Origin of the sequence: Thioalkalivibrio sp. ALE23, from assembly GCF_000378545.1 — a bacterium.
In the GTDB taxonomy this organism is placed as follows: domain Bacteria; phylum Pseudomonadota; class Gammaproteobacteria; order Ectothiorhodospirales; family Ectothiorhodospiraceae; genus Thioalkalivibrio.
Genome location: NZ_KB900033.1, coordinates 114691 through 136085, shown reverse-complemented (window position 1 = coordinate 136085; position 21395 = coordinate 114691). Strand labels below are relative to the sequence as shown.

Below are 21395 nucleotides of genomic sequence, written 5' to 3'. Positions count from 1 at the left end.
CAGGCGGGCGGGCCTCCCGCAGGCTGCATCTCCACTGGCTGCCCGCGCCCGGGGCGTTCAGCCATCCATGTGGCGGATCATCGCCTCGCCGAAGGCGGAGCAGGCGATCGGTTCCACCCCGTCCATCAGCCGCGCAAAGTCATACGTCACCTCGCCGGCAGCGATCGCGCCCTCCATGCCGCGCACCACGAGATCCGCCGCCTCGGTCCAGCCCAGGTGGCGCAGCATCATTTCGGCCGACAGCACCAGCGAGCCCGGATTGACCTTGTCCCGGCCGGCATACTTGGGCGCGGTACCGTGCGTGGCCTCAAACATCGCGGTGGTGTCCGAGATGTTGGCCCCGGGGGCGATACCGATCCCGCCGACCTGGGCGGCCAGGGCGTCGGAGATGTAGTCCCCGTTCAGGTTCAGGGTGGCGATCACCGAGTAATCCTCCGGGCGCAGCAGGATCTGCTGCAGGAAGGCATCGGCGATGACGTCCTTGATCACGATCTCGCGACCGGTCTTCGGGTTCCTGAACACCTGCCACGGGCCACCGTCGAGGTCCTCGGCACCGAATTCCTCGCGCGCCAGCTCATAGCCCCAGGCCTTGAAGGAGCCCTCGGTGAATTTCATGATGTTGCCCTTGTGCACCAGGGTCACCGACGGGCGGTCATTGTCGATCGCGTACTGGATGGCCTTGCGCACCAGCCGCTTCGTGCCCTCGCTGGAAACCGGCTTCACGCCGATCCCCGCGGTATCCGGGAAGCGGATCTCGCGCACGCCCATCTCGTCCTGCAGGAAGTCGATGAGCTTTTTCGCCTCGGGCGTGCCGGATTCGAACTCGATGCCGGCATAGATATCCTCCGAGTTCTCGCGGAAGATCACCATGTCGGTCTTTTCCGGTTCTTTCAGCGGGCTGGGCGTACCCTTGTAGTAGCGCACCGGACGCAGACAGACATACAGATCCAGCTTCTGCCGCAGCGCCACGTTCAGCGAACGGAAGCCGCCGCCCACCGGAGTGGTCAGCGGGCCCTTGATCGAAACCTTGTATTCGCGCACCGCATCCAGCGTCTCATCGGGCAGACCGGAGTCATCGTCGTAGACCTGCGTGGCCTTCTCGCCGGCATAGACTTCCATCCACTCGATCGCCTTCCGGCCGCCATAGGCCTTCTCCACCGCCGCATCCGTCACCCGGCGCATCACCGGGGTGATGTCCACGCCGATGCCGTCCCCCTCGATATAGGGGATCACCGGGTGGTCGGGCACCACCAGGCCGCCGTCCTTGCCCACCTCGATGGGTTGGCCTTTCTCCGGGATGCGAATGTGCTGGTACGCCATGAAGACTCCTTTTGCAGCGCCGTGTCATTGGGATTTGGATGCCGCCGATTATACATGGCCTCCGTGGCCTTCGCCGCCGGGCGGCGGGTATCATTGCGTCATGAATGAACGCCTGCGCTGCCATATCACCGTCGCCGCGGTCATCGAGGATCGAGGCCGCTTCCTGTTTGTGGAGGAAGAGGATGCGGGCCTGCGCGTTCTCAATCAGCCCGCGGGCCATCTCGACCCGGACGAGGACCTGATCGCCGCGGTGCGGCGCGAGGTCCGCGAAGAGACGGCCCTCGAATTCACCCCGCAGCACTCGCTGGGCTGCGACCTGCTGCGTCTGGCCGAAGGCGCGGTCATCCTGCGCGTGGCCTTCACCGGCACGGTGTCGGCACCGGCGCAGCCGATCCGCCGCGACCCCGCAATCCTCGCCACCCACTGGCTGGAAGCCGCCACCGCGCTGAACGATCACCCCCTGCGCAGCCCGCTGGTGGCCCGCAGCCTGCGACGCTGGGAATCGGGTCTGCGCCTGCCGCTGGAATCCGCCGGCGAACTCGTCGACAACGTGCGGCCCGCCCCCGCACCCCCCGAGGACTGAGCCGCATGGCCACCCGCGAGCGAATCATCGTCGGGCTCTCCGGCGGCGTGGACTCGGCCGTCGCCGCCCTGCGCCTGGTGGAAGCCGGCCACCGCGTGGAGGGCCTGTTCATGAAGAACTGGGAAGACGACGACACCGACGGCCAGTGCGCGGCCGAGGACGACTACGCGATGGCCCGCGAGGTCGCGGCCACGCTGGAGATCCCGCTGCACAAGGCGAACTTCGCCGAGGATTACCGCCAGCGGGTCTTCAACCACTTTCTCCACGAGTACCGCGCCGGCCGCACCCCCAACCCGGACATCCTCTGCAACCGCGAGATCAAGTTCCGTTCTTTCCTCGAGCAGGCGCAGGCCCTGGGCGCCGACGCCATCGCCACCGGACACTACGCCCGCGCCTGGCACGGCCCCGACCACAGCGAACTGCGACTCGCCAAGGACGCCAACAAGGACCAGACCTATTTCCTGCACGCCCTGGATCAGACGCAGCTGCGTCCGGCCCGCTTCCCGCTGGGCGACCTGCCCAAGGAACGGGTGCGCGAGCTGGCATACGAGCACGGCCTGCCCAATCACGCGCGCAAGGATTCCACCGGCATCTGTTTCATTGGCGAGCGCCCGTTCCGCGAGTTCCTCGCCCGTTATCTCGAGGGTAGCGAGGGCGACATCTGCACGCCGGACGGTCGGGCAATCGCGCGGCATCACGGACTGATGTTCTACACCCTCGGCCAGCGCCAGGGGCTGGGCATCGGCGGGGTCGATGGCGCGGCCGACGCCCCGTGGTACGTGGTCGACAAGGACCTCGCGGGCAACCGCCTGATCGTGGCGCAGGATTCGGCCCATCCGCTGCTGATGAGCCCGGAGCTGACGACCGAACCCGTGCACTGGATCCACCGTCGCCCGACCCACGGGGAAACCCTGCAGGCGCGTCTGCGTCATCGCCAGCCGCTGCAGGACTGTCGGGTCCACCCGGAGGCGGACGGACGCGCACGCGTGGTCTTCGATCAGCCGCAACGTGCGGCCACGCCCGGCCAGTCCATCGTGTTCTATCGCGACGGCACCTGCCTGGGGGGCGGCGTGATCGCCACACGCCACACCCTGTCCGCGGACACCCCGGCGGCCGCCGGGGCATGAGTCCGGAGGGCGGTTTCCGGTATAGTGCCTCTCCTGATACCCAGACCCGGACGGACACGGCTTGGAGCGCAGCGACCACAACCGCACCCTGGCACTGGCGGCCATCTTTCAGGCCGCGAGCCTGGTCAAGGACCTGGCCTGGCGAGGCTCCTGCGACGAATACGAGCTGGAGGTCCTGATCGGAAGCCTGTTCGCCTTCGACTCGACCACGCCCGAGGAGATCTATCGCGGCGAAGTCAGCCTGCGTACCGGGCTGGAACGCGTACGGACCCAGCTGGAAAGCGGCGGCAAGCCGCCGGACATGGAGATCACCCGCTATGCGGTGGGGCTGATCTTTCTCGAGCGCAAGCTGCAGAAGCGCGGCGACATGATGCAGCAGCTGGCCGACGGCCTGCAGGGCGCCCAGCGTCAGGTGGACTACTTCACCCTGACTCACGAGAGCGTAATCTCGCGGCTGGGCGAGATCTACAAGGAGACCATCTCCGAGCTCGGCCCCCGCATCATCGTCCAGGGCGAACAGAACAATCTATCCAACCCGGATACCGCGGCCCGTATTCGCGCGCTGCTGCTGGCCGGCATCCGCGGCGCCGTGCTCTGGCGCCAGGCCGGCGGCTCGCGCTGGAAGCTCCTGTTCGGGCGCAAGCGCCTGATGAACGAGGCCGACCACATTCTTCAACGTCTCAACACCTGAATCGGATGGACGCATCATGAGCGACGCTATGCCCCGGAACACCCGCACCCTGTCCGCCGGCGGACACGAGTGCCAGTACGTCCCGATCGCCGACGACCCGCGCGCGCAGACCCTGCCCTTCGCGCTCAAGGTGCTGCTGGAAAACCTGATGCGCCACGAAGACGGGCGCACCATCACCCGCGACGACATCGAGGGGCTGCTCGACTGGGACCCGGCCGCGGAACCCGCGCGCGAAATCGCGTTCCGCCCGGCGCGCGTGCTGCTGCAGGATTTCACCGGGGTCCCGGCGGTGGTCGATCTGGCCGCGATGCGTGACGCCATGGAAGACCTCGGCGGCGACCCGGCGAAGATTGCGCCGCTGCAGCCGGCGGAACTGGTGATCGACCATTCGGTGCAGGTCGACGCCTACGGCAATCCGGATGCGATGAACCTGAACGCCGAGCTCGAGTACTCGCGCAACCGCGAACGCTACAGCTTCCTCAAGTGGGGCCAGCAGGCGTTCGAGACCTTCAAGGTCGTGCCCCCGGATACCGGCATCGTGCACCAGGTCAACCTGGAATACCTGGCACGCACCGTGTTCCTCGAGGACCGCGCCGACGGCAGCTGCATGGCCTATCCCGACACCCTCGTCGGCACCGACTCGCACACCACCATGATCAACGGCCTGGGCGTGCTGGGCTGGGGCGTGGGCGGGATCGAGGCCGAGGCCGCCATGCTCGGCCAGCCGATCTCCATGCTGATCCCGCAGGTGGTCGGCTTCCGCCTGACCGGCAAGCTGGCCGAGGGCGCGACCGCCACCGACCTGGTGCTGGTGATCGTCGAGCAGCTGCGCAAGCACGGCGTGGTCGGCAAGTTCGTCGAGTTCTTCGGCGACGGCCTGGCCGATCTGCCGCTGGCCGACCGCGCCACCATCGCCAACATGGCCCCGGAATACGGCGCGACCTGCGGGATCTTCCCGATCGACGACGAAACCCTGGAGTACCTGCGCCTGACCGGCCGCGAAGAAGGCCACGTCCGGTTCATCGAGTCCTATGCCCGCGAACAGGGCCTGTGGCGCGACGACAGCGCCCCGGTGGCGCGCTACAGTGACCTGCTGGAACTCGACCTGTCCTCGGTGGAACCCAGTCTGGCGGGCCCCAAACGGCCCCAGGACCGCATCCCGCTGGGCCGCGCCGGAGCCATGATCAGCCAGCACCTGGATACCCTGCTGAAGGAACGCGCCTCGGGGGCCGACGAACCGGCCGAAGCCGAGCGCTTTGCGGCCGAGGGCGGTCATACCGCGGTGGGCGTGGAGCATCAGGCGGAGGAACCGCACCACACCGCCATCGAGATGAACGGCGAGACCTTCACCCTGGACCACGGCGACTTGGTGATCGCGGCGATCACCTCCTGCACCAACACCTCCAATCCGTCGGTGATGCTGGGTGCGGGCCTGGTCGCCCGCAAGGCGCGCGAGCGGGGTCTGAAGGTCAAGCCGTGGGTCAAGACCTCGCTCGCCCCCGGGTCGCGCGTGGTCACCGATTATCTGCAGAATGCCGGCCTGCTGGAGGACCTGGAAGACCTGGGCTTCCACGTAGTGGGCTACGGCTGCACCACCTGCATCGGCAATTCCGGCCCGTTGCCCGAGGCGATCAGCGAGGCCATCATCAAGGATGACCTGGTGGTCTCCTCGGTGCTCTCGGGCAACCGGAATTTCGAGGGCCGCATCCATTCCGAGGTGCAGATGAACTTCCTCGCCTCGCCCCCGCTGGTGGTCGCCTATGCCCTGGCGGGCCGCACCAACCTGGACCTCTACAACGATCCGCTGGGCGAGGATGACGCCGGCAACCCGGTCTATCTCAAGGACATCTGGCCCGGTTCGCAGGAAATCCGTGAGCAGGTGGACCGTCACGTCGGCGCCGGCAGCTTTACCAGTGCCTATGGCGACCTGTATACGGGCGAGGACCGCTGGCGCAACCTCGAGGCCCCCGCGGGCGACCGTTTCGAGTGGCAGGAAGACTCCACCTACGTGCGCAAGCCGCCCTACTTCGACGGCATGGGCATGACGCCGGCCGAGACCCCGGATATCGAAGGCGCACGGGTCCTGGCCCTGCTGGGGGATTCCGTGACCACCGACCATATTTCGCCGGCCGGCTCCATCGCGCCCGACAGCCCCGCTGCCCGTTACCTCGAAGAACAGGGCGTCAAGCCCGCCGACTTCAACTCCTACGGTTCGCGGCGCGGCAACCACGAGGTGATGATGCGCGGCACCTTCGCCAACGTGCGCCTGCGCAACCTGCTGGCGCCCGGCACCCAGGGCGGCGTCACCCGGCACCTGCCGGATGGCGAACCGATGTCGATCTACGACGCGTCCATGCGTTATCAGGCCGAGGGCACCCCGCTGGTGGTGATCGCCGGCAAGGAATACGGCACCGGTTCCTCGCGCGACTGGGCGGCCAAGGGCACCCTGCTGCTGGGCGTGCGGGCGGTGATCGTGGAGAGCTTCGAACGCATCCACCGCTCCAACCTGGTCGGCATGGGCGTGCTGCCTCTGCAATTCCACGACGGCGAAAACGCCCAATCGCTGGGCCTGACCGGCGAGGAAACCTATACCATCAGCGGCATCCGGGGTGGCGAGGCGAAGGAAGCGACGGTGACCGCCACCGCCGATGACGGCGCACGCAAGGAATTCCGCGTGCGCGTGCGGCTGGATACCCCGCAGGAGATCGACTACTACCGTCACGGTGGAATATTGCCGTACGTCCTGCGTCAACTGGCGGGCAAAGGCTGAACCGCTATCATGACGCAAACCGTCCCCACTGCGGAACTGCGTGCCGGAATGACGCTGGCCGCCCCGGTGCACGACCGTTCCGGTCGCCTGCTGATCCCCGCGGGCATGACCCTGCAGGACAAGCATCTGCGGGTCCTGCAGGCCTGGGGCGTCAGCGAGGTGCGGATCCAGGACGGGGACCCGCCGGCCACCGACCCCGACCCGGATGCGGTCGAGGGTACGCAGCCGACCGCCGGCGAAGAGGATCCGGATGCCGCCGAGGCGCGCCTTGGCGCCACTGCGGACGAAGCGCTCGCGGAACGCTTCCAGCACTGCGACATCGAGCGCTTTCCGATGGACGGGATCTACCGCATCGCGCGACGGGCGATGATCGATGAACTGCGGCAGTCCACGCGCGGGGGGTCACAATGACGCCGCGGCTGGAAGATTTCCTGCAGGCGGATGACGCGCTGTGCAGCTTCTCCGGTGCATTCAATGCCATCGTCGAACGCATCAACGATCCGACCTCGAGCGTCGCCGACATCACCGAGGCGATCGAACTGGACCCCACGGTCGCGGCCAAGACCCTGCGCCTGGCCAATTCGTCGTTGTACGGGTTCCCGCAGGAGATCGAGACCCTGCATCGGGCAGTGGCCATCATCGGCCTGCAGCAGATCCGGCAGATCGTACTGTCCACCGTGGTGATCGAACATTTCCGCGGCCTGCCGGTGATCGGCGTGGACATGAGTTCGTTCTGGCGACACAGTCTGGCGACTGCGATCATCGCCCGCGGGCTCGCCCGTTTCCGACGCGAGGCCAATGTGGACCGGCTGTACCTGTTCGGGCTGCTGCACGACATCGGCCGCCTGGTCCTGTTCCTGCGCCTCGGCCGCGATACCGAGGAGCTGATCAACCTGCGCGAACGCGACGGTGAGCTGTTGTTCGTCACGGAACAGCGTTATCTCGGATTCGACCATGCGACCATCGGCGCCGGTCTGCTGGAGCAATGGGGCATGACGCCCGCCCACGTGGAAGCCACCCGCTATCACCACGACCCGCTGGCCGCCCCCTCCTTCCCGGTCGAGGCCGGGATCGTGCATGTCGCCGATGCAATCGCCAACGCCCTGCGCCTGGGTTCCTCCGGGGAGCGCATGGTGCCGCCGATCCACGCCGAAGCCTTCGAACGGATCGGACTGGAGATGGCTGCCTGTGAAGAAATCGCCGATACGGCACGCGAACAGCTCGAGCAGCTGGCCCGAATCCTCCTGGACTGACCCCGCCATGAGCCCTTCGTACCGGACCCCGGAAGACTTCGAGCAGCTGCAGGAGCGGATCCGCTACCTGGAGCAGAGTCTCGAGGACAATGCCTACGTGATGGACGTACTGTCCTCGACCACGGCGATCTTCGGTGACACCGAGGGCAACCGCTGCCCCGACGTCATCGTTCGCAATACCCTGGAGGCCGTGCGCCGCCTGCTGGCCCTGCCGGAGTCGGCCATCTATCTGCTCGACGGCGACGCCTCGTTCAATCTGGCACAGCACGACGCGGAAGACGACAGCCCCGGTGACCTGCCCGACCGGGTGGAACAGCTGATCCGGCAGGGCACCTTCTCCTGGGCCCTGCATGAAAACCACCCGGTATTCCTGCCCGCCGGCGAAGATGGCGGGATGGTGCTGCTGCATGTCATTTCCACCCGTACCCGGGTGCGCGGGATGTTCGCCGCCCGGCCGGGCCGGGACGAAGCCCCGCGCCACGAGCTGGTCATGTCCGCCCTGACCCTGGTGCTGTTCAACGCGGCCTACGCGCTCGAATCGGCGGATCTCTATCACCTGATGGAACGGCGCCAGCAGGCCCTGCAACGCATCACCGAACGGCAATCACGCGAGCTCCTGCATCACATGTCGCACGACTCGCTGACCAACCTGCCCAACCGCATGCTGTTCAGTGACCGTCTCGCCCGGGCCATGGAACGTCACGCCAACGGCTCCAGCCATGTCGCGCTGATCCTGCTCGATCTGGACAATTTCAAGCGTCTGAACGACGCGCTGGGTCATCGCGCGGGGGACGAACTGATCCGCAAGGTGGCCACCGATCTTTCCGCCCTGCTGGAGACCCCCCGCGGATCGACGGGTGGCCAGGGCGCCAGCCCGACGCTCTCGCGGCTGGGTGGCGACGAATTCGGCATCCTGGTGGAGGGGATCCAGGGGCTGGAGGGTGTCGTCCGGCTGGTGACCGAAATCGTGCGGACCACGGCGGTGGAACGGACGGTGGCCGACCATCCGGTGCTGACCTCCTGCTCGGCCGGGATCGCGGTGTTCCCCTACGACGGCGACGAACCCGACACCCTGCTCAGCAACGCCGACGCCGCGATGTACGATGCCAAGGAACGCGGCCGCAACGGCTTCCGCTTCTACACCCAGGACCTCAATTCGCGAACCTTCCGGCACTTCCGCCTGGAAACCGACCTTGGCGGCGCCATCGAGGATGACCAGCTGCGGCTGCACTATCAGCCCAAGATCGAGCTGGCGACCGGCCGTGTCGTGGGTGCCGAGGCCCTGATCCGCTGGGACCACCCGCGTCTGGGGATGCTGCCCCCCGGTCAGTTCATGGAAATCGCGGAAGACATGACCCTGATCGAACAGATCGGAGAATGGGTTCTGCAACAGGCCTGCCGCGATCTCGCCTCCCTGCCCGGAACCGCGCAGGCGCTTCCGCATATCGCCATCAACGTCTCCGCGCGCCAGCTGCGCCAGCCCAATCTTGCGGAGGAATTCTTCGCGATCACCGAGGAACACGGGATCCCCGCCGACCGCATCGAGCTGGAGCTCACCGAGAGCGTGATCATGGATGACGCCGACACCGCCGCGTGCGTGTTCCAGCGCCTGCGCGAAGTCGGCATGTCACTGGCAGTGGACGACTTCGGTACCGGACATGCATCGCTGACCCAGCTCAAGCAGCTTCCGGCCGACACCCTCAAGATCGACCGCTCCTTCGTGATGGATCTGGAGAAGAGCCACGAGGACGCCAAGATCGTGCGTGCGATCGTGGTCATGGCGCGCAGCCTGGACATGCAGCTGGTGGCCGAAGGGGTGGAAACCGACGCGCAGATCCACTTGCTGCGGGAATTCGGCTGCGATTACGCCCAGGGGTTTCGCTATTCCCGGCCGGTCGCCTTCGACGAATTGCGGGAGATGATCGTCAACGACGTGCGCATGCTGCCCGAGACCGAATGACGCGAACACCGAACCGCGCCGAACGGCCGGTTCAGGCGCCGCCGTCCGCTCCTCCGGTCAGACGCAGCGGATCCAGCAGGCCGCGCAGGCGATCGCGGTCCATGCCGGTGTGCTCCGCCGCCACTTCGATGATCGGCCGGCCCGAGGCGTAGGCCTCCTTGGCGATGCGGGCCCCCGCCTCGTAACCGATCTCGGCGTTGAGCGCGGTCACCAGGATCGGGTTGCGATCCAGGGCCGCGCGCATCACCTCCTCGTTGACGCTGAAGCCCGCCACCGCGCGCTCGCCCAGATGGTCGGCGGCGCGCGCCAGCAGGCCCGTCATCTGCAACAGGTTGTCGGCGATCAGCGGCAGGCCCACGTTGAGCTGAAAATTGCCCGCGGCCCCGGCGGCGGTGACCGCCGCATCCAGCCCGATGACCTGGCGCGCCGCCATCAGCACCGCTTCGGGAATGACCGGATTCACCTTGCCGGGCATGATCGAACTGCCCGGCTGCAGCGCCGGCAGGGCGATCTCGCCGAGTCCCGCGAGCGGGCCCGAATTCATCCAGCGCAGGTCCTCGGCGATCTTGATCAGCGCAGTGGCCACGGTCCGCAGCTGCCCCGAATACTCCACTGCGGTGTCCTGGCTGGCCAGTGCGGCGAAGCCGTTCGGCTCGCGCCGGAATGCCAGCCCGGTGCGTTCGGACAGGCGCTCCGCCACCCGCTCGCCGAACCCTTCCGGGGCATTGACCCCGGTACCCACCGCGGTCGCGCCGATCGCCAGCCGCCCCAGCCGGTCGCGGGTCGCCTCGAGGCGCTCCACCGCCTGCTCCAGCTGAGTACGCCAGCCGGACATCTCCTGATCCAGGCGTACCGGCATGGCATCCATCAGATGAGTACGACCGGTCTTGACCAGGGTCTTTGCCCCCGCCTCGCGCCGTGCGATGGTCGCGATCAGGCGCCGCATCGCCGGCAGAAGCTCGTGTTCCAGCTGGTTGAGCGCGGCCACGTGCAGCGCCGTGGGGATCACATCGTTCGAGCTCTGCGAGCGGTTCACGTGATCATTGGGATGAACCGCCCCGGCGGCGCCGGTCGAGGCCAGATGCGCCAGCACCTCGTTCATGTTCATGTTGCTGCTGGTGCCCGAGCCCGTCTGGTACACGTCCACCGGGAAGGCATCGGCATGCTCGCCCAGCGCCACCGCCTCGGCCGCCTGCACGATGGCCTGCGCGGTCTCTCCGTCCAGCTGGCCCAGACCGTGATTGGCCTCGGCACAGGCCGCCTTGACCTGCGCCAGGGCACGGATGAAGGCCGCCGGCAGCGGGCGCCCGGCGATGGCGAAGTTGTCGATGGCACGCTGGGTCTGCGCGCCCCACAGGGCATGTTCGGGCACCTCCACGGTGCCGAGGCTGTCGTGTTCCTGGCGATGGCCTGATCGGGTCATTCCTGGCTCCGGCGGTCGACTTGATCGTTGTATTATACTGCGCCGCACAAGCAAGCCCCATCACAAGGCCGACCATGTCCCTGAACGCCCTCACCGCCATCGCCCCGGTCGATGGCCGTTATGCCCGTCACACCCGCGACCTTGCTCCCTGGTTCAGCGAGCAGGGCCTGATGCAGGCCCGCGTGCGCGTCGAGATCGCCTGGCTCAAGGCGCTGGCCGCCGAGCCCGCGATCGCCGAGGTCCCGGCCATGTCCGCCGAAGGCACCGCCGCACTGGAGCGCATCGCATCCGAATTCGACAACGCCGCCGGCGAACGCGTGAAGGCCATCGAGGGGACCACCAATCATGACGTCAAGGCGATCGAGTACTACATCAAGGAGCAGATGCAGGACCATCCCGAACTCGCCGCGCGCATGGAGTTCGTGCATTTCGCCTGCACCTCCGAGGACATCAACAACCTCGCCTACGGCGTGATGGTGCGCGAGGCGCGCAAAGAGGTGATGCTGCCGGCGCTGGACGGCATCGTGGATACACTGCGCCAGTTGAGCGGAGAATTCGCCGACCAGCCGATGCTCTCGCGCACCCACGGCCAGCCCGCCTCGCCCAGCACCATGGGCAAGGAGATCGCCAACGTCGTGCATCGCCTGCAGGCCCAGCGCGAGCAGCTGGCCGGCGTGGTCTGCCGCGGCAAGATCAACGGCGCGGTGGGCAACTTTAATGCCCACGTGGTGGCCTACCCCGAGGTCGACTGGCCGGCACTGGCGCGGCGCGTGGTCAGTGACCTGGGCCTCGAGCCCAGTTCGCACACCACCCAGATCGAGCCGCACGACTACCTCGCCGAGATGTTCCATGCCTTCATGCGCGCCAACACCATCCTGCTGGATGCCTCGCGCGACATCTGGGGCTACATCTCGCTGGGCTATTTCAAGCAGAAGGTCGTGGCCGGCGAAGTCGGCTCCTCGACCATGCCGCACAAGGTCAACCCGATCGACTTCGAGAACGCCGAGGGCAACCTCGGCCTGGCCAACGCAGTGTTCGATCACCTCGCCGGCAAACTGCCGGTCTCGCGCTTCCAGCGCGACCTCACCGACTCCACCGTGCTGCGCAACATCGGCATGGGTTTCGCGTGGTCGCTGATCGCGTGGAAGGCGTTCGCCCGCGGGCTGGGCAAGCTGGAGATCGAAACCGCACGCCTGGACGAGGACCTGGATGCCAACTGGGAAGTCCTCGGCGAGGCGGTGCAGACGGTGATGCGCCGCTACGGCATCGATTCGCCCTACGAAAAGCTCAAGGACTTCACCCGCGGCCGCCGGATCACCCCCGAGGCCCTGCACGAGTTCATCGACGAGCAGGACATCCCCGAAGAGGCCCGCGCGCGCCTGCGCGAGCTGACCCCCGGGCGTTACACCGGTCTGGCGGACCGCCTGGCCCGCGACGTCTGAGTCGACCGTGGCAGCGCCCGACGCGGATATCCCGCTGACCCTGCTGGGCGGACTCACGCCGGCCGCGTTCCTGCGGGATTACTGGCAGCAGAAGCCCCTGCTGATCCGCGGCGCGATCTCCGGGTTCGAGAATCCCATCGAACCCGACGATCTCGCCGGCCTGGCGACCGATCCCGAGGCCGGCAGCCGTCTGGTCCTCGGCCATCGCGAGCGCAACGACTGGGACGTGGAATACGGCCCGTTCGAGCCGGAGCGCCTGGCCCGGCTGCCGGAACGCGACTGGACCCTGCTGGTCAGCGACGTCGAGCGCTTCTGGCCGGATGGCCCGGAGTTTCTCGCGCAGTTCGACTTCATCCCGCGCTGGCGCCGCGATGACCTGATGATCTCGTATGCCCCGCCCGGCGGCTCGGTCGGCCCGCACGTGGATCAGTACGACGTCTTCCTGTTTCAGGCGGCGGGCCGGCGACGCTGGCAGATTCAGGATCCGCCCGGGAGTCCGGAATGCTTCGAGGACCTGCCGCTGGCGATCCTGCGCGAATTCCGGCCCACCGACTCCTGGGAGCTGGAGCCCGGAGACATGCTCTACCTGCCGCCGGGCGTCCCGCATTACGGTGAATCCCTGGACCGCGAGTGCATGACCTGGTCCGTCGGCTTCCGTGCCCCGGCCATCCTCGACGTGCTGACCGGGTTCCTGGAAGAACGCGCGAACGTGATCGGGGATCAGGCCCGCTTCGAGGATCCGGGGCGCCCCGCCGACCAGTGGCCGGGGGAGCTGCCGGCCGGCGACCGGCGCGAATTGCGCGACGCGCTGCGGGCCCTGCTGGCGGCGGACGATGCCGACCTGGACGCGTATCTCGGCCGCTTCCTGACCCGTCCCACGTCAGGCACCGGGCTCGCTGCCCCGGACGAGGACGCTCCGCCCCCGGCCCCGCAGCCGGGTGTGCGTTACCGCATCCATCCGGGCATCCGTCGGGCCTGGTTCCACGGTCCGGACGGCCCGGTGCTGTGCATCGCCGGGCATGATCACCCCACGCCGGCGCTGGAACCGCAACAGCTGGAGATCTTTTGTACCGTGGAGAGCCTCGCCGCGGCAGACTGGGAAGCCGGCTTTCCGTCGATCCATCAGGTGCTGGAGGATGGCCTGCGCGAGGGGTGGCTGGAGCCCGACGACTGAGGAAAACACGCAGCGGCGCTGCCGCCCGGGGCCAGCCCTGCGGCGGCCTTCAGCCGGCCGGGGCCACCGCCTCGCCCTGCGCCGCCGGACAGGCGGCCGCCGCCCGTTCGATCAGTTCGGGGCCGGCATCGGGACGATGGGCCCCTTCGGTCAGGATCCGCCGCCACTGCCGGGCCCCGGGTTCGCCGTGGAACAGCCCCAGTACGTGGCGGGTCAGCCGCGCCAGCGGCACGCCCTCGCGCCGCATCCCTTCGGCCATGTCCTGCAGCTCGCGGACCACCTCGGCACGCTCGGGCCGCCAGGCCTCACCGAAATACAGCCGGTCGACCTCCGCCAGACTCCAGGGATGATGATAGGCATGGCGGCCGAACATGACCCCGTCCAGGGTGGTCAGAAGTTCGCGCGCGGCGGCCACGTCATCCAGCCCCCCGTTCAGCACGATCACACACCCCGGGAATTCGGCCTTCAGCCGGTGTACCCGCGCGTAGTCCAGCGGCGGGACGTCGCGGTTGTCCTTCGGACTCAGCCCCTGCAGCCACGCCTTGCGTGCATGCACGATGAAATGCCGGCAACCGGCATCCGCCACGGTACGTACGAAGGCATGCAGATCCGCATCCGAATCCTGCTCGTCGATACCGATGCGATGCTTGACCGTCACCGGGATGTCGACCGCCGCCTGCATGGCTTCCACCGCGCGCGCAACCCGCTCGGGTGTCGCCATCAGACTGGCGCCGAAATCACCCGACTGTACCCGGTCCGACGGACAGCCCACGTTGAGATTGATCTCGTCATAGCCGAAGTCCTCGCCAATGCGCGCGGCCTCCGCCAGCGTGTCGGGCTCGGATCCCCCCAGCTGCAGCGCCAGCGGATGCTCGACCTCCGCGTAGCCGAGGAGGTGCGCACGATCGCCCCGCACCACCGCGTTGGCATGCAGCATTTCGGTGTAGAGCAGCGCATGCCGCGTCAGAAGCCGGTGGAAGCGTCGGCACCAGCGATCCGTCCAGTCCATCATCGGCGCGACGGAAAAGCGCTCCGGCCCTCCAGCGAGCGAGGATGTGCAGGCCGTCGGCGAACCGGATTGCGGCGCGCACACGATGGGATTGGCAGAAGGCGGATCGGACATTCCGGGCTGAACCATAAATGGGCCGCCCATGGTGTCCCGGCGCGCCCCCGACGTCCAGCAACGCCCGACTCTGCCTGTGCCAATGCGACACGGGTCAGCCTGACCCGCTGTGTCCGACCGACTCGACCGCCCGCACCCGAACGCTTCGGCGTCTTTTGCCTGCATGCGGGCCTGCGCATGTACAATCCGATGCGAATTCAGTCACGGAATCGCCGGATGACGCCTCCCGCAACCCCGCAGTCCAACGATTTCCAGCAGAACGTTTCGCGCATGGTGGAACGCGCAATGCGCTACCTCGAGATCCCGGACGGGGCACGCGAGGCGCTGCAAACCTGCGATTCGGTCATCCAGGTGTCCTTCCCCATCCAGTTCCGGGACCGCGTGGAGGTCTTTCATGGCTGGCGAGCCGTGCATTCCGCGCACCGACTTCCGGTCAAGGGCGGCATGCGTTTCGCACCCAACATGGACCAGGCCCACGCCGAGGCTCTGGCGGCACTGATGTCCTACAAGTGCGCAATCATCGACATCCCGTTCGGCGGTTCCAAGGGCGGTCTGCGCATCGACCCGCGCCAGTACAATGAATGGGAACTGGAACGCATCACCCGCCGGTTCGCCCACGAACTGATCCAGCGCGACTACATCTCGCCGGCGCAGAACGTCCCGGCCCCCGACGTCGGCACTTCCCAGCGGGAAATGGCCTGGATTGCGGACACCTATCGCCAGCACCGCCCGGACGACATCAACCACGTCGCCGCGGTCACCGGCAAACCGGTGGACCTGGGCGGCATGCGCGGCCGTCTGGAAGCCACCGGCCGAGGGGTGCAGTACGCCCTGCAGGCCTTCTTCCGTTCGAAGGCGGCCGTCGCGGAGGCGGGCCTCGGGGGCGGCCTGAGTCAGCAGCGGGTCATCGTCCAGGGCTTCGGCAACGTGGGCTATCACCTCGCCCATTTCCTGCAGCAGGACGACAACGTCCGCATCGTCGGGATCATCAAGAGCGACGGCGGCATCTACTCCGAACAGGGCCTGGATGTCGACGCGGTACATGACTACATGAACCGCACCGGCACCCTGGAAGGCTACCCGGGCGTGCGTTTCGAACGCGACGGCAACCGCCTGATGGAAGAAGACTGCGACGTGCTGGTCCCGGCCGCGCTGGAAGGCGCGATCCACGAGGACAACGCGCCGCGCATCCGCGCCCGCCTGGTGGTCGAGGCCGCCAACGGCCCCTGCACCTTCGAGGGCGACCGCATCCTGCAGCAGCGCGGAATCACGGTGCTGCCCGACGTGTTCGTCAATGCCGGCGGCGTGGTGGTCTCCTATTTCGAATGGGTGCGTAACATCCAGCACATCCGCTTCGGCCGCATGGAGCGCCGCTACGACCAGGCCCAGGGCCAGCACATCGTCAGCGCCATCGAGATGATGACCAACCAGGATGTGCCCGAGTGGCTGCGCGAATCCATCGTGCGCGGTGCCGAGGAGATCGATCTGGTGCGCTCGGGCCTGGACGACACCATGCGCGAGGCCTTCAGCGAGATGCAGGAAGTGCGCGAGGTGGAAAGCAATGGCGAGGTCCTCGACTACCGTACCGCGGCATACCTGATCGCGCTGCGCAAGATCATCCGCGCCCGTCCCGACCTGAAGGTCATCTGACCCGACCGAAACGGGCCTCCAGGGCCGCGAACACCGCCCGCAGGCCCATCGCCTCGCCACCCTTCGGCCGGCCCGGGCGTGCGCGGGTGTTGAAGGCCATGATGTCGAAATGCAGCCAGGGCGTTTCGGCCGGCACGAAATCCTGCAGGAACAGCGCCGCGGTGATCGCCCCGGCCTGCCCGCCCGAACTGGCGTTAACCACGTCGGCCACATCGCTCTCCAGCATGTGCCGATACGGCGCATGCAACGGCAGCCGCCAGACCGGATCGTCCCACGCGCGCGCCGGCTCGTCCAGGGCGGCCGCCCAGGCGTCGTCGCTGGCGAAGAACGCGGCGATCTCGTGCCCCACGGCCACTCGCGCCGCACCGGTCAGGGTCGCAAAATCCACCACCAGGGCCGGCTCCAGTTCACCCGCACGGTCCAGCAGATCGGCCAGCACCAGGCGGCCCTCGGCATCGGTATTGTCGATTTCCACGGTACGCCCGCTGCGCGTGGTCAGGACATCGCCGGGACGGAAGGAACGCGAGCCCACGGCGTTCTCTACCGCTCCGACCAGGACCGTCAGGCGCACTGCAAGCCCGGCCCGCATGATCAGGCCGGCCAGCCCCAGCGCCGTGGCCGCACCGCCCATGTCCTTCTTCATCTGCCGCATGGCACTGTCGGGCTTGATGTTCAGACCGCCCGAATCGAAACAGACTCCCTTGCCCACCAGTACCACCGGCGGGGCATCCTCCGGCCCCCAGGTCAGCTCGATCACCCGCGGGTGGTGTTCACTGGCGCGCCCCACGGCATGGATGCACGGCCAGTCCCGGGCCACCTCGTCGGGATCCGCCACCACCCTGGCGGTTCCGCCGTGACGTTCGGCCAGACCCTCGGCCTCCGCCGCCAGTTCGTCCGGCATCAGATCGGCCGGGGCCGTATTGATCAGATCCCGGGTGTGGCCGACCGCCGCCACCATGGACGTGACACGCTCCCGATCCACCCCGTCCGGCCAGATCAGCCGCACCGGCGTGTCGTCGGTCGGTGGCTCGCTGCGATACCGGCGAAAGCGATACCTGCCCAGCCCCCAGCCGACCGCCGCCCGTTCGATTGCCTCCGCTGTCAGGCCCGCCTCATGCAGGCGATAATTCCCCCCCGGCAGGGACTCCGCCGCCGCAGCCAGCATCCACAGGGGCTGGCCCACGTCGTAGCCGACCAGGGCCGCTTCCAGCTCGCCCTGGTCCCCGGCGATCTGCAGGATACCCCCGGCCTCGCCGGTAAAGCCGGTCGCTTGCGCCCAGCGCGCATAGCGTGCGGGCCGCCCCTCCAGCGCGGCATGCAGCGACTCCGGCGTCACGGGTATCAGTTCAACGGCGGCGGACGACTCATCAACAAAAACGGATTCCACTGGGGGCTTCCTCATCTGCACGGCAAAGCCCCCATAATAACGCCACCTGCGGCCGGGACGCCCGGCCCCCACCGACCGACAGGGAACGTGCCATGACGCCAGCACTGGAAATCCGCGGGCTGCGCAAGACCTACAACAACGGCTTCGAAGCCCTCAAGGGAATCGACCTCGAGGTCTCCCCCGGCAGCTTTTTCGCCCTGCTCGGGCCCAATGGCGCCGGCAAGTCGACCACCATCGGCATCATCACCTCGCTGGTGAACAAGACGGCCGGGGAAGTCCGGGTGTTCGGCCACGACCTCGACCGGGATCCCCGGGGCGTCAAGCGCTCGATCGGCCTGGTCCCGCAGGAGTTCAATTTCAACCAGTTCGAACCGGTGGGCGAGATCGTCGTCAACCAGGCCGGCTACTACGGCATTCCCCGCCGCGAGGCCTGGGACCGCGCCGGCTACTATCTCAACGAACTGGGCCTGTGGGACAAGCGCGAGAACATGGCCCGCATGCTCTCCGGCGGCATGAAACGCCGCCTGATGATCGCCCGCGCCCTGGTGCACGAACCGCGGCTGCTGATCCTCGACGAACCCACCGCCGGGGTCGACATCGAGTTGCGGCGCTCCATGTGGGACTTCCTGCAGAAGATCAACGATGACGGCCGCAGCATCATCCTGACCACCCACTATCTCGAGGAAGCCGAATCGCTCTGCCGCAACATCGCGATCATCGATGACGGCCGCATCATCGAGAACACCACGATGAAGCAGCTCCTGGCCAAGCTCGAGACCGAGACCATGGTCCTGGACCTGGTGGAACCCCCGCTGGCGGTTCCTGAGGGCGGCCCGATCCCGCTGCGACGCATCGACGAGCTGACCCTGGAGGCCGACATACACTCCAACCAGAACCTGAATGATCTCTTCCAGATTCTTGATAATCAGGGGATCCGGGTCCAGAGCATGCGGAACAAGGCGAATCGACTGGAAGAGCTCTTTGTCCGCATGACCCAGAACGAGACCACCCGCAGCCCGCTGACACCCGGCGGCGACGGAGCCACCGAGCAGCAGGAGGGCCAGGCATGACCCGCGCGGATCTCCGGTTGTGGGGCACCGCCCTGCGCACCATCGCAATCAAGGAAATACTGCGCTTTGCCAGAATCTGGGTGCAGACCGTCCTGCCCCCGGTCGTCACCACCGCGCTGTACTTCATCATCTTTGGCGGCCTGATCGGCGAACGCATCGGCGAAATGGAAGGCTTTCGCTACATGGACTTCATCGTTCCCGGGCTGATCATGCTGGCGGTAATCACCAACAGCTATTCCAACGTCGTATCATCATTCTTCGGTTCAAAGTTTCAGCGTCATATCGAGGAACTACTGGTCTCGCCGATCCCCAACAGCGTCATCATCCTGGGGTTCATATTCGGCGGGGTCGCACGCGGGCTCACCGTGGGCGTGGCCGTTCTGATCGTCTCGCTGTTCTTTTCGCCCCTGAGCGTGCACAACCCGATCGTGATGCTGCTGGTCGTCCTTTTGACTTCCATCCTGTTCGCACTGGCCGGACTGATCAATGGAGTATTCGCACGAACTTTCGACGATATCGCACTGATTCCCACGTTCGTTCTTACCCCGCTGACTTACCTCGGAGGCGTTTTCTATTCCATCAGCCTGCTGCCCGATTTCTGGCAGGGCGCGTCCATGCTGAACCCGATCTTTTACATGGTGGATGCCTTTCGTTACGGGAGCCTTGGAACCAGTGACTTTCCAGTGATCGCATCCTTTGCCATCATCGCGATGTTCATCATTGTGCTCTATGGTCTGGCACTGTGGCTTCTGAATCGGGGAACGGGCATCCGCTCATGAAGGCATTCAAGCGACAGCACCGCGAGAATCGGCGCATCCGCGGGGGTGGTTCACATCGCGGCCAAACGTGGTATAAATCGGCAACGCCCAACGGAACCACGTCCATGAACGGTCAGCGCAGGATCACGTCTTCGGTCATCGTGGGAACCGCCGGCCTCGCCCTCGCAGTGGGTTCCGGCCTGGTCCTCGCCTCCAAGCCACAGGAAACGGAAAAGTCCCTGCAGATCGCGCCCCTCTCCAGCGCGGATCCCGGATCGACGGACAACGGCTCCGGGGCTCGGGGCATGGAGACCCGTGCCGACTGGAGCCAGGCCTCGGTGGCCGAACCGGTGCCCGCGGTGGGCGGCTCGGTCCCGCCGGGCGACACTCACACGGTAGCATTCGCATTCGAACCCTACCAGGATGCCGGAGAGCCGCCGACGGCCAGCGAGCCGACGACCGGGGCCACTTCGTACGAAACCTTTGACCTGGATGACGACGAGCCCTCCGCAACGGCCGAACTCGGCCACTCGGACTGGAATTCGCACACCCTGGATCGCAACGAGCGCCTCTCCGGGCTGTGGGAACAGGAATGGGATCTGCCGCTGGCCACGCTTTATCGCCTGCTGGACGACGACGAAAATGCCGACATCCTGAACCGTGTCCGCCCGGGCCAGGAGATCGAGTGGCAGGTAGACGACGAAGGCTACCTGACCCGCATGCGGCTGTGGACCGACAGCGCCTCGGGCTACGAATGGGTCCGGGAGGAGGACGGCTGGGACTTTGACCGCCATGAGGTCGAGAATGCCCGCGAGACCTCGCACCTGATCATCAGCGCGGAGATCGACGGCTCGATCTCCGCGGCCCTGTCCCGCCAGACCGAACTCTCCTCGCGGGCGGCAGCGGCGATCGCCGTGCTGATGGATCGCCACTTGCCGGTGCGCCTGAACGCACGCGCCGGCGATGAATTCACCCTGCTGGTGGAGCAGGAAACCGTCGTCGGCGAGGACACGCCGCAGAATCTGCGACTGCTGGCGTTCGAATACAACGGCGAGCGGATACAGGAGGAAGCCGCGCGCAACGTCAACGGGCGCTTCTATCGCCCGGATGGCGAAAGCCTGCTGCCGCCGTTCGACCGCCGTCCCTTCTCCGGCAACTACCGCATCAGCTCGGGCTTCGATCCGCAGCGACGGCATCCGGTCACCGGCCGGGTCGCGCCGCACCACGGTACGGACTTCGCCATGCCGGTGGGGACCCCCATTAAGGCACCGGCGGATGGTCGGGTCACGCGCGTCGAGCACGACCGGTATGCCGGTCGCTTCATCGTGATCGAACACGGACAGGGCTACTCCACGCGCTATCTCCATCTGGACCGTGCCCTGGTCAGCCCGGGGGATGATGTCGAGCGGGGGGATCGCATCGCCCTGTCGGGCAACACCGGACGCAGTACCGGTCCGCACCTGCACTACGAGGTGCACGTGAAGGGGCGGCCGAAGGATCCGATGCGGGTAGCGTTGCCCGAAAGCGACTCGCTGGAAGGCGAAGACCTCGAGCAGTTCCGCGAGATTGGCAAAGTCCTGTTCGCGCAGCTGGAGAACGGGCAGCGCGGCGAACAGGTCGCTCTGCGGCCGTTCAGCGAACTCGCCGCGCAGTAGGAACCGGCC

The 21395-nt window shown here is 67.0% G+C and carries 17 protein-coding genes; 13 read left to right on the top strand and 4 right to left on the bottom strand.

The features are described 5' to 3' along the window. Positions 1 to 57: 57 nt before the first annotated feature. A complete protein-coding gene (gene icd / locus F573_RS0107365; protein ID WP_019022042.1) occupies positions 58 to 1320 on the bottom strand; it encodes an NADP-dependent isocitrate dehydrogenase in 1263 nt (420 codons plus the stop codon). Positions 1321 to 1420: 100 nt separating this feature from the next. Here icd and F573_RS0107360 point away from each other — a divergent pair, with 100 nt between their 5' ends. The 7 genes from F573_RS0107360 (at position 1421) to F573_RS0107330 (ending at position 9704) form a co-directional block, all read left to right on the top strand. After that, positions 1421 to 1903 carry an NUDIX domain-containing protein gene (locus F573_RS0107360; protein WP_019022041.1) on the top strand — a complete coding sequence of 161 codons (483 nt, stop codon included), beginning with the start codon at positions 1421 to 1423 and terminating at the stop codon, positions 1901 to 1903. A gap of 5 nt (positions 1904 to 1908) precedes the next feature. Then, positions 1909 to 3030 (top strand): tRNA 2-thiouridine(34) synthase MnmA, encoded by a 1122-nt coding sequence (mnmA, locus tag F573_RS0107355; RefSeq protein WP_019022040.1) that lies wholly within the window; start codon positions 1909 to 1911, stop codon positions 3028 to 3030. A 61-nt stretch (positions 3031 to 3091) separates the two neighbouring features. Beyond that, positions 3092 to 3721 (top strand): high frequency lysogenization protein HflD, encoded by a 630-nt coding sequence (gene hflD / locus F573_RS0107350; protein WP_019022039.1) that lies wholly within the window; start codon positions 3092 to 3094, stop codon positions 3719 to 3721. Between the two features lie 16 nt (positions 3722 to 3737). Then, on the top strand, positions 3738 to 6491 hold the full coding sequence (gene acnA / locus F573_RS0107345) for an aconitate hydratase AcnA (RefSeq protein ID WP_026300847.1): 2754 nt from the start codon (positions 3738 to 3740) through the stop codon (positions 6489 to 6491). Positions 6492 to 6539: 48 nt separating this feature from the next. Then, on the top strand, positions 6540 to 6902 hold the full coding sequence (locus F573_RS0107340; RefSeq protein ID WP_019022037.1) for a hypothetical protein: 363 nt from the start codon (positions 6540 to 6542) through the stop codon (positions 6900 to 6902). Next, positions 6899 to 7744, top strand: coding sequence for an HDOD domain-containing protein (locus tag F573_RS0107335; RefSeq protein ID WP_019022036.1), 846 nt, complete (start codon positions 6899 to 6901; stop codon positions 7742 to 7744). Before F573_RS0107340 ends, F573_RS0107335 begins: the two co-directional genes overlap by 4 nt. A 7-nt stretch (positions 7745 to 7751) precedes the next feature. Further along, positions 7752 to 9704, top strand: coding sequence for a bifunctional diguanylate cyclase/phosphodiesterase (locus F573_RS0107330; RefSeq protein ID WP_019022035.1), 1953 nt, complete (start codon positions 7752 to 7754; stop codon positions 9702 to 9704). Between the two features lie 31 nt (positions 9705 to 9735). Here F573_RS0107330 and F573_RS0107325 read toward each other — a convergent pair whose 3' ends face one another. Beyond that, positions 9736 to 11127 carry a lyase family protein gene (locus F573_RS0107325; RefSeq protein ID WP_019022034.1) on the bottom strand — a complete coding sequence of 464 codons (1392 nt, stop codon included), beginning with the start codon at positions 11125 to 11127 and terminating at the stop codon, positions 9736 to 9738. Positions 11128 to 11201: 74 nt separating this feature from the next. On the opposite strand from F573_RS0107325, the gene purB reads away from it, so the two are divergent. Together purB and F573_RS0107315 are read left to right on the top strand one after the other, a co-directional pair. Beyond that, positions 11202 to 12569 carry an adenylosuccinate lyase gene (purB, locus tag F573_RS0107320; protein ID WP_019022033.1) on the top strand — a complete coding sequence of 456 codons (1368 nt, stop codon included), beginning with the start codon at positions 11202 to 11204 and terminating at the stop codon, positions 12567 to 12569. A 7-nt stretch (positions 12570 to 12576) separates the two neighbouring features. Continuing rightward, positions 12577 to 13743, top strand: coding sequence for a cupin domain-containing protein (locus F573_RS0107315; RefSeq protein WP_019022032.1), 1167 nt, complete (start codon positions 12577 to 12579; stop codon positions 13741 to 13743). Positions 13744 to 13792: 49 nt separating this feature from the next. Here F573_RS0107315 and dusA read toward each other — a convergent pair whose 3' ends face one another. Next, positions 13793 to 14866, bottom strand: a complete 1074-nt coding sequence (gene dusA, locus F573_RS0107310) for a tRNA dihydrouridine(20/20a) synthase DusA (protein ID WP_369773215.1) — start codon at positions 14864 to 14866, stop codon at positions 13793 to 13795. Between the two features lie 216 nt (positions 14867 to 15082). Between dusA and F573_RS0107305 the strand changes: the two genes are divergently transcribed. After that, positions 15083 to 16516, top strand: a complete 1434-nt coding sequence (locus F573_RS0107305) for a Glu/Leu/Phe/Val dehydrogenase (protein WP_019022030.1) — start codon at positions 15083 to 15085, stop codon at positions 16514 to 16516. Here F573_RS0107305 and F573_RS0107300 read toward each other — a convergent pair. Further along, a complete protein-coding gene (locus tag F573_RS0107300) occupies positions 16509 to 17903 on the bottom strand; it encodes a M17 family metallopeptidase (protein ID WP_019022029.1) in 1395 nt (464 codons plus the stop codon). The two genes, F573_RS0107305 and F573_RS0107300, sit on opposite strands and share 8 nt — an antisense overlap. Positions 17904 to 17995: 92 nt before the next feature. Here F573_RS0107300 and F573_RS0107295 point away from each other — a divergent pair, with 92 nt between their 5' ends. The 3 genes from F573_RS0107295 (at position 17996) to F573_RS0107285 (ending at position 21386) form a co-directional block, all read left to right on the top strand. Further along, positions 17996 to 18973, top strand: a complete 978-nt coding sequence (locus F573_RS0107295) for an ABC transporter ATP-binding protein (protein WP_019022028.1) — start codon at positions 17996 to 17998, stop codon at positions 18971 to 18973. Next, a complete protein-coding gene (locus F573_RS0107290) occupies positions 18970 to 19752 on the top strand; it encodes an ABC transporter permease (protein ID WP_018946038.1) in 783 nt (260 codons plus the stop codon). The genes F573_RS0107295 and F573_RS0107290 overlap by 4 nt, the downstream gene beginning before the upstream one ends. A gap of 104 nt (positions 19753 to 19856) precedes the next feature. Next, positions 19857 to 21386 carry a peptidoglycan DD-metalloendopeptidase family protein gene (locus F573_RS0107285; protein WP_019022027.1) on the top strand — a complete coding sequence of 510 codons (1530 nt, stop codon included), beginning with the start codon at positions 19857 to 19859 and terminating at the stop codon, positions 21384 to 21386. Positions 21387 to 21395 lie beyond the last annotated feature (9 nt).

Excerpts from the sequence above, each read along its gene's own strand:
- dusA (WP_369773215.1), bottom strand. The coding sequence starts at position 14,866 with ATGTCCGATCCGCCTTCTGCCAATCCCATCGTGTGCGCGCCGCAATCC.
- F573_RS0107305 (WP_019022030.1), top strand. The coding sequence starts at position 15,083 with ATGACGCCTCCCGCAACCCCGCAGTCCAACGATTTCCAGCAGAACGTT.
- F573_RS0107340 (WP_019022037.1), top strand. The coding sequence starts at position 6,540 with ATGACGCTGGCCGCCCCGGTGCACGACCGTTCCGGTCGCCTGCTGATC.
- F573_RS0107290 (WP_018946038.1), top strand. The coding sequence starts at position 18,970 with ATGACCCGCGCGGATCTCCGGTTGTGGGGCACCGCCCTGCGCACCATC.
- F573_RS0107330 (WP_019022035.1), top strand. The coding sequence starts at position 7,752 with ATGAGCCCTTCGTACCGGACCCCGGAAGACTTCGAGCAGCTGCAGGAG.
- purB (WP_019022033.1), top strand. The coding sequence starts at position 11,202 with ATGTCCCTGAACGCCCTCACCGCCATCGCCCCGGTCGATGGCCGTTAT.
- F573_RS0107295 (WP_019022028.1), top strand. The coding sequence starts at position 17,996 with ATGACGCCAGCACTGGAAATCCGCGGGCTGCGCAAGACCTACAACAAC.
- acnA (WP_026300847.1), top strand. The coding sequence starts at position 3,738 with ATGAGCGACGCTATGCCCCGGAACACCCGCACCCTGTCCGCCGGCGGA.
- icd (WP_019022042.1), bottom strand. The coding sequence starts at position 1,320 with ATGGCGTACCAGCACATTCGCATCCCGGAGAAAGGCCAACCCATCGAG.
- F573_RS0107325 (WP_019022034.1), bottom strand. The coding sequence starts at position 11,127 with ATGACCCGATCAGGCCATCGCCAGGAACACGACAGCCTCGGCACCGTG.
- mnmA (WP_019022040.1), top strand. The coding sequence starts at position 1,909 with ATGGCCACCCGCGAGCGAATCATCGTCGGGCTCTCCGGCGGCGTGGAC.
- F573_RS0107360 (WP_019022041.1), top strand. The coding sequence starts at position 1,421 with ATGAATGAACGCCTGCGCTGCCATATCACCGTCGCCGCGGTCATCGAG.
- F573_RS0107285 (WP_019022027.1), top strand. The coding sequence starts at position 19,857 with ATGAACGGTCAGCGCAGGATCACGTCTTCGGTCATCGTGGGAACCGCC.
- F573_RS0107335 (WP_019022036.1), top strand. The coding sequence starts at position 6,899 with ATGACGCCGCGGCTGGAAGATTTCCTGCAGGCGGATGACGCGCTGTGC.